This window comes from Pseudomonas sp. 15A4 (genome assembly GCF_016925575.1).
Lineage (GTDB): Bacteria > Pseudomonadota > Gammaproteobacteria > Pseudomonadales > Pseudomonadaceae > Aquipseudomonas.
In genome coordinates this window covers 2,036,027-2,047,309 of sequence record NZ_CP068986.1, presented here as the reverse complement: position 1 = coordinate 2,047,309, position 11,283 = coordinate 2,036,027, and the positions used below count along the sequence as shown (strand labels likewise).

At 61.2% G+C, this 11,283-nt stretch carries 8 protein-coding genes and 1 pseudogene; 7 read left to right on the top strand and 2 right to left on the bottom strand.

Features of this window, described 5'->3' with window-relative positions:
• Positions 1 to 124: 124 nt before the first annotated feature.
• The 6 genes from gcvH to JN403_RS09170 all read left to right on the top strand — a co-directional run bounded on the left by gcvH (position 125) and on the right by JN403_RS09170 (position 7,245).
• Entirely contained in the window at positions 125 to 508 is a 384-nt protein-coding gene (gene gcvH / locus JN403_RS09195; RefSeq protein WP_122535875.1) for a glycine cleavage system protein GcvH, read from the top strand.
• A 10-nt stretch (positions 509 to 518) separates the two neighbouring features.
• Positions 519 to 3,377, top strand: coding sequence for an aminomethyl-transferring glycine dehydrogenase (gene gcvP, locus JN403_RS09190; RefSeq protein ID WP_205486796.1), 2,859 nt, complete (start codon positions 519 to 521; stop codon positions 3,375 to 3,377).
• Positions 3,378 to 3,483: 106 nt separating this feature from the next.
• Positions 3,484 to 4,860 (top strand): L-serine ammonia-lyase, encoded by a 1,377-nt coding sequence (locus JN403_RS09185; RefSeq protein WP_205486795.1) that lies wholly within the window; start codon positions 3,484 to 3,486, stop codon positions 4,858 to 4,860.
• Positions 4,861 to 4,930: 70 nt separating this feature from the next.
• On the top strand, positions 4,931 to 6,052 hold the full coding sequence (gcvT, locus tag JN403_RS09180; protein ID WP_205486794.1) for a glycine cleavage system aminomethyltransferase GcvT: 1,122 nt from the start codon (positions 4,931 to 4,933) through the stop codon (positions 6,050 to 6,052).
• Between the two features lie 395 nt (positions 6,053 to 6,447).
• Positions 6,448 to 6,660: a cold-shock protein gene (locus tag JN403_RS09175; protein WP_003227496.1), complete on the top strand. Its 213-nt coding sequence runs from the start codon at positions 6,448 to 6,450 to the stop codon at positions 6,658 to 6,660.
• A 96-nt stretch (positions 6,661 to 6,756) separates the two neighbouring features.
• Positions 6,757 to 7,245, top strand: coding sequence for an RDD family protein (locus JN403_RS09170; protein WP_205486793.1), 489 nt, complete (start codon positions 6,757 to 6,759; stop codon positions 7,243 to 7,245).
• 63 nt (positions 7,246 to 7,308) lie between these two features.
• Here JN403_RS09170 and lptG read toward each other — a convergent pair whose 3' ends face one another.
• Both lptG and lptF read right to left on the bottom strand, forming a co-directional pair.
• Positions 7,309 to 8,370 carry an LPS export ABC transporter permease LptG gene (lptG, locus tag JN403_RS09165; RefSeq protein WP_122622521.1) on the bottom strand — a complete coding sequence of 354 codons (1,062 nt, stop codon included), beginning with the start codon at positions 8,368 to 8,370 and terminating at the stop codon, positions 7,309 to 7,311.
• Entirely contained in the window at positions 8,363 to 9,481 is a 1,119-nt protein-coding gene (gene lptF / locus JN403_RS09160) for an LPS export ABC transporter permease LptF (RefSeq protein ID WP_065992010.1), read from the bottom strand. The genes lptG and lptF overlap by 8 nt, the downstream gene beginning before the upstream one ends.
• Before the next feature lie 304 nt (positions 9,482 to 9,785).
• Between lptF and JN403_RS09155 the strand changes: the two are divergent.
• Positions 9,786 to 11,275: pseudogene (locus tag JN403_RS09155) on the top strand (leucyl aminopeptidase).
• The last annotated feature ends 8 nt before the right edge of the window (positions 11,276 to 11,283 follow it).

Here is an 11,283-nt window from a genome sequence, read left to right as displayed (position 1 = left end):
CCAAACCACTCAAGCCGCCACCGCCCAACGTTTACGCCCCTTTCCCTACCTTGGCCGCAAACTTGCTATGCACTCCCCCATCACGCCCGGGCATAACGGGCGATTTACCATCTGGGGAGATTTCATGAGCGAGTTGCGTTTTACCGAAGACCACGAGTGGCTGCGCGCCGAAGCTGACGGCAGCGTCACAGTCGGCATCACCGCCTTCGCGCAGGACGCACTGGGTGACGTGGTTTTCGTGCAACTGCCGGAGCTGCAGGCCTACGACAAAGGCGCTGAAGCGGCCACCGTCGAATCGGTCAAAGCCGCCAGCGGCGTGTACATGCCCCTCGACGGTGAAGTTGTCGAAACCAATCCCGCGCTGGACGCCAACCCCGAACTGGTCAACGAAGACCCGCTCGGCCAGGGCTGGTTCTTTCGCTTTATTCCTTCCAATCCCGATGCTGTCGGCCAACTGCTGACTCAAGACGCCTATGATCGTCTGATCAAAGCCAACGCCGAAGCCTGAGGAGCGCGCAATGACTGACCGTATTGAATTGAGCACCGCCAATGAGTTCATCGCCCGCCACATCGGCCCGCGTGCCGCTGACGAAAAAGCCATGCTCACCACGTTGGGCTATGACTCCCTCGACGCGTTGACCGCCAGCGTCATCCCCGAATCCATCAAGGGCACCAGCGTTCTCGGCCTGTCGGCCGGGCAAAGCGAAGCCGACGCACTGGCCGACATCAAAGCCATCGCCGGCAAGAATCAGCTGTTTAAAACCTACATCGGCCAGGGTTACTACAACACCCATACCCCGGCGCCGATTCTGCGCAACCTGCTGGAAAACCCGGCCTGGTACACCGCTTACACGCCGTATCAACCTGAAATTTCCCAAGGCCGTCTGGAGTCGCTGCTGAACTTCCAGACCCTGATCAGCGACCTGACCGGCCTGCCGATCGCCAACGCCTCGCTGCTCGACGAAGCCACCGCCGCCGCCGAAGCCATGACCTTCTGCAAACGCCTGAGCAAGAACAAGAGCAGCAATAAGTTCTTCGCCTCCGCCCATTGCCACCCGCAAACCCTCGACGTGCTGCAAACCCGCGCCGAGCCGCTGGGCATTGAAGTGGTCGTGGCGGATGAAGCTCAACTGACCGACGTCAGCGCGTTCTTCGGCGCGCTGCTGCAATACCCTGCCAGCAATGGCGACGTGTTCGACTACCGCGAACTGGTCGAGCGCTTCCATGCCGCCAACGCCCTGGTCGCCGTGGCGGCCGACCTGCTGGCCCTGACCCTGCTCACCCCACCGGGCGAGTTTGGCGCTGACGTGGCCATCGGCAGCGCGCAACGCTTCGGTGTGCCGCTGGGGTTTGGCGGCCCGCACGCGGCCTACTTCTCCACCCGCGACGCCTACAAGCGCGACATGCCCGGGCGACTGGTCGGTGTGTCCATTGACCGCTTCGGCAAAACCGCCCTGCGTCTGGCCATGCAAACCCGCGAGCAACACATTCGTCGCGAGAAGGCCACCAGCAACATCTGCACCGCGCAGGTGCTGCTCGCCAACATCGCCAGCATGTACGCCGTGTACCACGGCCCGCGCGGCCTGACCCGCATCGCCAACCGCGTGCATCACCTGACCGCGATTTTCGCCGAGGGCCTGAGCCAGCTGGGCCAGAAGGCCGAGCAGTCGTTCTTCTTTGACAGCATCACCCTCAACACCGGCGCCAAAACGGCCGATCTGCACGCCAAGGCCCGCGCACTCGAAATCAACCTGCGTGAAGTAGACGGCGAGCGTTTGGGCGTTTCCCTGGACGAAACCACCCAGCAAGCCGACGTCGAAATGCTGTGGTCGCTATTTGCTGCAGAAGGCCAGGCCCTGCCTGACTTCGCCGCGCTGGCCGAACGCGTCGAAGCGCGCCTGCCTGCCGAACTGAAGCGCCAGTCGGCGATCCTCAGCCACCCGGTGTTCAACCGTTACCACTCCGAAACCGAGCTGATGCGCTACCTGCGTCGCCTGGCGGACAAGGACCTGGCGCTGGACCGTACGATGATCCCGCTGGGCTCGTGCACCATGAAACTCAACGCTGCCAGCGAGATGATTCCGGTGACCTGGGCCGAGTTCGGCAACCTGCACCCGTTCGCCCCGGCCGAGCAAAGCGCTGGTTATCAGCAACTGACCGACGAACTGGAAGCGATGCTCTGCGCCGCCACAGGTTATGACGCGATCTCCCTGCAGCCGAACGCTGGCTCCCAGGGCGAGTACGCCGGTCTGCTGGCGATCCGCGCTTACCACCAGAGCCGTGGCGATGAGCGTCGCGACATCTGCCTGATTCCGTCCTCTGCCCACGGCACCAACCCGGCAACCGCCAACATGGCCGGCATGCGCGTGGTCGTGACCGCTTGCGACGCCCGCGGCAACGTCGACATCGAAGACCTGCGCGCCAAGGCTATCGAGCACCGCGAACACCTCGCGGCGCTGATGATCACCTACCCGTCGACCCACGGCGTGTTCGAAGAAGGCATCCGCGAGATCTGCGGCATCGTCCATGACAACGGCGGCCAGGTGTACATCGACGGCGCCAACATGAACGCCATGGTCGGCCTCTGCGCACCGGGCAAGTTCGGCGGCGACGTGTCCCACCTGAATCTGCACAAAACCTTCTGCATCCCCCACGGCGGCGGCGGCCCGGGCGTTGGTCCGATCGGCGTGAAATCGCACCTGGCGGCGTTCATGCCGGGTCACGCGAAGATGGAACGCAAGGAAGGCGCGGTCTGCGCGGCACCATTCGGCAGCGCGAGCATCTTGCCGATCACCTGGATGTACATCCGCATGATGGGCGGCGAAGGCCTCAAGCGCGCCTCGCAACTGGCGATCCTCAACGCCAACTACATTTCCCGTCGTCTGGAAGAGCACTACCCCGTGCTCTACACCGGCAGCAACGGCCTGGTCGCCCACGAATGCATTCTTGACCTGCGCCCGCTGAAGGAAACCAGCGGCATCAGCGTTGATGACGTCGCCAAGCGTCTGATCGACTTCGGTTTCCACGCACCGACCATGTCTTTCCCGGTCGCGGGTACGTTGATGATCGAGCCGACCGAAAGCGAATCGAAAGAGGAGCTGGACCGCTTCTGCGACGCAATGATCAAGATCCGCGAAGAAATCCGCGCGGTCGAAAGTGGTGTATTGGACAAGGACGACAACCCGCTGAAAAACGCGCCGCACACCGCCGCTGAACTGGTGGACGAATGGAGCCACCCGTACAGCCGCGAGCAGGCTGTTTACCCGGTGGCGTCGTTGATCGAAGGCAAATACTGGCCACCGGTCGGTCGTGTCGACAACGTGTTCGGCGACCGCAATCTGGTCTGCGCCTGCCCGTCGATCGAAGACTACGCTTAACCCAGCCACGAGCTTCAAGCCGCAAGCTACAAGTGAAAGCCGATCAGCTTTTACTTGCGGCTTGTAGCTTGCTGCTTGTTACTGCTTCACTTCCCGGAACCCCATCATGTCGCTGAGCGTATTTGACCTGTTCAAGATCGGCATTGGTCCCTCCAGTTCCCACACGGTGGGCCCGATGCGAGCGGCGGCGCGTTTTTCCGAAGGCTTGCAGCGCGATGGCCTGCTGGAAACCATCATCTGCGTCAAAGTCGAGCTCTACGGTTCCCTCGGTGCTACCGGCAAAGGCCACGGCAGCGACAAGGCCGTGTTACTGGGCCTTGAAGGTGAGCACCCGGACACCGTCGACACCGAAACCGTTGATGCTCGCCTGCGGCAGATACGCAGCAGTGAACGCCTGAACCTGCTCGGCCAGCACAGCATCGAATTCATCGAAAAGCATCACCTGGCGATGATTCGCAAGCCCTTGGCCTACCACCCCAACGGCATGATTTTCCGTGCCTTCGACGCCTCTGGCATACAGGTCCGCAGCCGCGAGTACTACTCCGTCGGCGGCGGCTTCGTGGTCGATGAGGACGCGGCTGGCGCGGATCGCATCGTGGAAGACCAGACGCCTCTGGTGTATCCCTTCAAAACTGCACGGGATCTGATGCTGCATTGCAGCGCCAGCGGTCTCTCCATCAGCCAGATCATGCTGGCGAACGAAGCCGCGTGGCGCCCCGAAGCGGAAACCCGTCAGGGCCTGTTGCACATCTGGCAGGTCATGCAGGACTGCGTCGAAGCGGGTTGCCGCAACGAAGGCATTTTGCCGGGTGGCCTGAAGGTCAAACGGCGTGCGGCGGCGCTGCATCGCCAGTTGTGCAAAAACCCGGAAGCCGCGCTGCGCGATGCGTTGTCGGTACTCGACTGGGTCAATCTGTACGCGTTGGCGGTCAATGAAGAAAACGCCAACGGCGGCCGTGTGGTCACCGCGCCCACCAACGGCGCAGCAGGGATCATCCCGGCCGTGCTGCATTACTACACACGCTTCATCACCGGGGCGAACGAGGACGGGGTCGTGCGTTTCCTGCTCACGGCGGCCGCCATCGGCATTCTCTATAAAGAGAACGCGTCGATCTCAGGCGCCGAAGTTGGCTGTCAGGGCGAAGTCGGCGTGGCCTGTTCCATGGCGGCCGGTGCGTTGTGCGAAGTCCTGGGCGGCAACGTTCAACAAGTGGAAAACGCCGCTGAAATCGGCATGGAACACAACCTCGGCCTGACCTGCGACCCGATTGGCGGCCTTGTTCAGGTGCCGTGCATCGAACGCAACGCCATGGGTTCGGTGAAGGCTATCAACGCGGTTCGCATGGCCTTGCGCGGCGACGGCCAGCATTTTGTCTCGCTGGACAAAGTGATCCGCACCATGCGCCAGACCGGCGCCGACATGAAAAGCAAATACAAGGAAACAGCCCGTGGCGGGCTGGCCGTGAACATCATCGAGTGCTGATCTCAGCCCCTATTCACAGACTTCCCTGCCCTGGGCGGGGAAGCCGGAACCGCTTTCAAGGAGTGACCCCATGACCACCGAATTGCTGAAGACCCCGCTCAACGCCCTGCACCGTGAACTCGGCGCGAAAATGGTCGAGTTCGCCGGCTACGACATGCCCGTTCAGTACCCTGCTGGCGTCATGAAAGAACACCTGCACACCCGAGATCAGGCCGGCCTGTTCGACGTTTCGCACATGGGTCAGATCCTCTTGAGCGGCGCGAATGCAGCGAAAGCGCTTGAAACCCTGGTGCCAGTGGACATCCTCGATCTGCCGGTCGGCATGCAGCGTTACGCGATGTTCACCAACGAAAACGGCGGCATTCTCGACGACCTAATGGTCGCCAATCTGGGTAACGATCAGCTCATGCTGGTGGTGAACGCCGCCTGCAAGAATGAAGACCTGGCGCACCTGCAGCAGCACATCGGCAATCAGTGCGAAAAAACGCCGCTGTTCAACGAACGCGCATTGCTCGCGCTGCAAGGTCCCCACGCCGTCACCGCACTGGCGCGGCTGGCGCCGGAAGTCGCGAAGATGATCTTCATGCAGTACACCTCGACGAAAATCGACGGCATCGACTGCTATGTCAGCCGCTCGGGCTACACCGGTGAAGACGGCTACGAGATTTCAGTGCCGGCAGATCAGGCAGAAGCCCTGGCACGTCGACTGCTCGCGGAGCCCGAAGTGGCGCCGATCGGCTTGGGCGCACGCGACTCGCTGCGACTGGAAGCCGGCCTGTGCCTCTACGGCCACGACATGAACACCGCCACCACGCCGATCGAAGCCAGCCTGCTGTGGGCGATTTCCAAGGTTCGTCGTGCTGACGGCGCCCGTGCAGGCGGCTTCCCCGGTGCCGACAACATCTTCGCCCAGCACCAAAGCGGTGCGGCACGCAAACGTGTCGGTCTGTTGCCACAGGAACGTACGCCGGTGCGTGAAGGCGCTGAGATCGTCGATGCCGATGGAAAAACCATAGGGACTGTCTGCAGCGGCGGCTTTGGTCCGACGCTGGGCGCGCCATTGGCGATGGGCTATGTCGACGCCAGTTTTACCACGCTGGAAACGCCTGTCTGGGCAATCGTCCGCGGCAAGAAAGTCCCTATGCAGGTGACGAAAATGCCATTCGTTCCGGCACGTTACTTCCGTGGCTAAGTAACACCGTCAAAAAATGCGGCACCGCAACAGTGCATCAAACTGTGCGGATGCTGCAGTCTGGCGCCAGCGTTAAGTGCATTCAAAACTGTCAAAATATTGAACTTCGATAATCCTCTAAACATTAAAAACTATCGATCTTGCGAATGTGGTTAATGTTTTCAAAAAGCCGAAAACCCCTATAAATGCTGGCCCGAGCGGGGCTTGTTTTTTTGACGAGAGTTAGCGTAGAGTTTCTCGACTGTGTTTGCATGGGTCGCTGGGATCGTGACCCGGGCAGTAGCGCCAAAAGCAATGCTACATCCCGCTCTACGTTTCTTCTTCCTGCAACCAGCCCCAGTACTCTTTCGCGTGAAAGAGACTGTCATTAATTTAATGCGTCAAGGAATAAGAAAATGTCTACACGTCAGAGCGGCACCGTTAAGTGGTTTAACGATGAAAAGGGTTTTGGTTTTATCACGCCTGAAAGCGGTCCGGATCTGTTCGTCCACTTCCGCGCTATTCAGGGCAATGGCTTCAAAAGCCTGAAAGAAGGCCAGAAAGTGACGTTCGTCGCAGTGCAGGGCCAAAAAGGCATGCAGGCTGACGAAGTACAAGCCGAGGCCTGATCAGCCGACGCAAAGAGCCCCTGATGGCCAACATCAGGGGCTTTTTTGTGCCTGCGATTCCGTAAACTGCCCGCCTCCGATTAAACGAGCACCGCCATGATCCGACACGTTTTACACCCCCAGGGCGACTTCCCCGCCGCGGGATTGGGCCGGCGCATGGCTGCGATCAGCTACGACGCGCTGCTGTGCGTGGCATTGCTGATGTTCATTACGTTTATCTACAAGCTGGTCTGGATGGGCTTCATCGGCGAAGCCAGACTGCGCCAGCTGTCCGAGTCCGGCGCGCTTGATGCCGACCCGCTGCTGTCCTCGATTCTGCTGATCACGCTGTTCGGTTTCTTCGCCCATTTCTGGACCCGCGCGGGCCAGACCCTTGGCATGCAGGTGTGGGGAATACGCGTGCAGAACGCCGACGGAACCGCCATCAGCCTGTGGCAAGCGCTGCTGCGTTTCGTCGTGGCCATCGCCTCGTGGCTGTGTGTCGGGCTGGGCTTCTTCTGGAGCCTGTTCGACAAACAGAAACGTTGCTGGCATGACCTGTATTCCCAAACGCAGCTGGTGCGAGTGCCCGGAATCAGGAGGTGAACCTCGGTAGGCCGCCCACAAAAAAGCCGACCCAGGGGTCGGCTTTTCATCGCGCAGCAGGTATCAGCCCGCGCGGCGCAGCAACCAGATACCCGCCAGGGCGCACACGCCCGCCGGCACCAGCACGGCGAAGAGTGGCGAGAAGCCGAACACAAGGCTCGACGGCCCCAACAGGTCCTGAGCGATACGGAAGGTGAAGCCCACGAGCACGCCCGTGAACACCCGTTGCCCCAGCGTCACCGAGCGCAAAGGCCCGAAGATGAAGGAAATCGCCATCAGCACCAGCGCGACCGTCACCAGCGGCTGGAGGATCTTGGTGTAGAACGCCAGCCAGTAACGACCGTTGTTCAACCCCTGATCGGCGAGATAACGCGCATAGCCATAAAGCCCGGTCATCGACAGTGACTCAGGCGGCAGCACCACCGTGCTCAGCAACTGCGGGCTCAACGCCACGTTCCAGCGCTCTTCAGGGGCGGTGACCACTTCGGTGCGACCGTCGTGGAACACCGTAGTGGTGACGTCCTTCAACAACCAGTAATCGGTCATGAAGTTGGCTTGCCTGGCGAAGCTCGAGGTCAGCATGTGGCGCTGGTCATCGAAATGGTAACGGGTGACGCCATACAGCAGGCCGTTCGGTTGCACCGTGTTGATGTGGATGAACTCCTCACCTTGACGGTGCCACAGACCGTGCTTGGCGCTCTGCGCGTCGCCGGTCCCTTGAGCGAGGGAACGCGCGGCCTGGGCCGAGGCTTCGGTCACCGGCGCGACATACTCGCCAATCAACAGACCCGCCACCATCAGCACCAGCATGGGCTTCATGACCGCCCAGACGATACGGCCGATCGACACACCGGCGGCGCGCATGATGGTCAGTTCGCTGCTGCTCGCCAGTGCGCCAAGACCGATCAGGCAACCGATCAGCGCGGCCATCGGAAGCATGTCGTAGAGACGACGCGGCGCGGTCATCAACACGAAACTGCCAGCGTCCCAGAAGGTGTAGGTGTCGCTGATGTCAGCCATTTCGTCGATGAAGGCGAACAGCGAGGCCAGCCCGAGGATGATCCCCAGTACCGCAAGGATCGCCATGAACACGCTTTTGCCGATGTAACGATCGAGCTTAACCATGAGCCACCCCCGACACGCTGCGGCGACTCGCAAGCTTCAGGCGCAGAGGCTCCCAGTAGAGCAACGCCAGTCCGATGGACAGGAACAGTGCATGCACCCACCACAGGCCAAGGCCCATCGGAATCTTGCCCTTCTCCAGCGCGCCGCGCGCGGCGATCAGAATGGTGAGGTAAGCCATATAAAGAAGAATCGCCGGGAGAAGCTTGAGGAAGCGACCCTGACGCGGGTTGACCCGAGCCAGTGGCACCGCCATCAGCGTCACGATGAACACCAGAATCGGCAGCGAAACCCGCCATTGCAGCTCGGCCCGGTTGCGCAGGCTGTCTTCGCCGGTCAGCAGTTCGCTGGTGGAGATGGCATCACGGTCAGTGACTTCATCGCTGATGTCCGGCTTGGGCAGCAAGGCGCCGTAGGTGTCGTATTTGATCGCGCGGTAATCGGCCTGACCGGGGTTCCCGTCGTAGCGATAGCCGTTGTCCAGAATCAGGTAGCGCGTGCCGTCGGGTTTGATTTCCTGACGGCCTTTTTCCGCGACCAGCACGGTGATGCCGTGGTCTTTCTTCTCGTCGAGCTTCTTCTCGGAGATGAACACGCCGCCCAGGTTGATGCGGTCGTCGCTCATGGTCTCGGTGTAAGTCACGCGGCTGCCGTCACGCAGGAGCTGGAAGCGACCCGGCACCAGCGTGTCGAATTCAGTCATCGCGTCCTGCTTGTTGATCAGCAGCTGGAACTGCGTAGCGCCCTGGGGCGCGAGGCTGAAGCTGAGCCAGGCCACCAGCAGTGAAACCAGCGCAGCCGGCGCGAGGGTGATCAGCAGCAGACGTTGCTGGCTCATGCCGGTGGCGGCCAGTACGGTCATCTCACTTTCGAGGTACAACCGGCCGTACGCCAGGAGAATCCCGAGGAACAGCCCCAGAGGGAGAATCAGTTGCAGGAAGCCCGGCAGACGGAAACCCATGATCAGAAACAGGACACCCGGATCGAGTGCGCCCGATGCCGCCTGGGCCAGGTACTTGATGAAACGGCCACTCATGATGATTACCAGCAGCACAGCACTGACAGCGCTCAGGGTAACCAGCACTTCTCGGGACAGGTAACGGAAGACAATCAAACCAGACACTCCAGGGTTGTCACGCTAAGGCGGCATGACAATGAAATGAATCAGCCATGATGCGCGCGACGGCGTACCACCAAAAAATATGCGGCATTATCCTGTGATTGGGTGTGTCTGTCACTGCGCGTGCGGGATACTTCTGCAACCGGCGCACGCGCGCACCCGGACGGGGTTGTCATCCATTGGCTCGCAGGGTCAAACTGCGGGCCTTGCCGCAGGCATGCCGGTGTAAATACCTCTGCGCCGCTGCCGAGCCGTGTGCTCAAGTGCGATAACTCACAGTTTATTCGGGGACCCCGACATGGAATTGGTTGTTAAAAGCGTCAGTGCAGAAACCTTGAAGACCGCCACGCTGGTGGTCGCCGTCGGTGAAGGCCGCACGCTGAGCGACACCGCAAGCACCCTCGACACCCTGAGCGGCGGCGCCATCAGCGCTGTGCTCAAGCGCGGCGACCTGTCGGGCAAGATCGGCCAGAGCCTGTTGTTGCACAGCCTGCCCAACCTGAAAGCCGAGCGCGTATTGCTGGTCGGTTCGGGTAAAGAGCCGGAATTGAACGACCGTCAGTTCCGCAAGATCATCAGCGGCGCGCTCAGCACCCTGAAAAGCCTGGGCGGCGTCGATGCCGGCTTCGACCTTGATCAACTGAACGTCAAGAACCGCGACGTTTATGGCAAGAACCGCCTGTTGGTCGAGACCCTGGCCGACGGCGAATACGTTTTCGATCGGTTCAAGAGCCAGAAAGTCGATCCCCGCGCCCTGAAAAAGTCACCCTGCTGACCGCCAAGGCCAACGTCGCCGACGTCGAGCGCGCGGCCAAGCACGCTCAGGCCATCGCTGCCGGCATGGCGGTGACCCGCGACCTGGGCAACATGCCGCCGAACATCTGCCATCCGACGTATCTGGGCGAGCAGGCCAAGGCGATGGGCAAAGCCAACAAGGGCCTCAAGGTCGAAATCTTCGACGAGAAAGACATCGAAAAGCTGGGCATGGGTTCGTTCCTCGCGGTCGGTCAAGGCAGCGCTCAGCCGCCACGCCTGATCGTTATGCAGTATTCCAACGGCAAGAAAAGCGAAAAGCCTTTCGTGCTTGTGGGCAAGGGCATCACCTTCGACACCGGCGGCATCAGCCTCAAGCCAGGCCTGGGCATGGACGAAATGAAGTTCGACATGTGCGGCGCGGCAAGCGTATTCGGCACCCTGAACGCCGTACTCGAACTGCAATTGCCGATCAACCTGGTGTGCATCGTTGCGGCGGCTGAAAACATGCCGAGCGGCAACGCCACGCGTCCGGGCGACATCGTCAAGACCATGAGCGGCCAGACCGTCGAGATCCTCAACACCGACGCCGAAGGCCGTCTGGTGCTGTGCGACGCGCTGACCTACGCCGAACGCTTCAAGCCACAGGCCGTTATCGACATCGCCACGCTGACCGGTGCTTGCGTCGTCGCGCTGGGCGGTCACACCTCGGGCCTGCTGGGCAACAGCGACGCGTTGATCAACCAGGTGCTGGAAGCCGGCAAACGCGCCGACGACCGTGCCTGGCAACTGCCGTTGTTCGATGAGTATCAAGAGCAACTGGACAGTCCGTTTGCCGACATCGCCAACATCGGCGGCCCGAAAGCCGGCACCATCACCGCGGCCTGTTTCCTCTCGCGCTTTGCCAAAGCCTACGAGTGGGCGCACCTGGACATCGCCGGTACGGCATGGCTGAGCGGCGGCAAGGACAAGGGCGCAACGGGCCGTCCGGTTCCGCTGCTGACCCAATACCTGATCGACCGCGCTGGCGTTTAAGCCGCTGC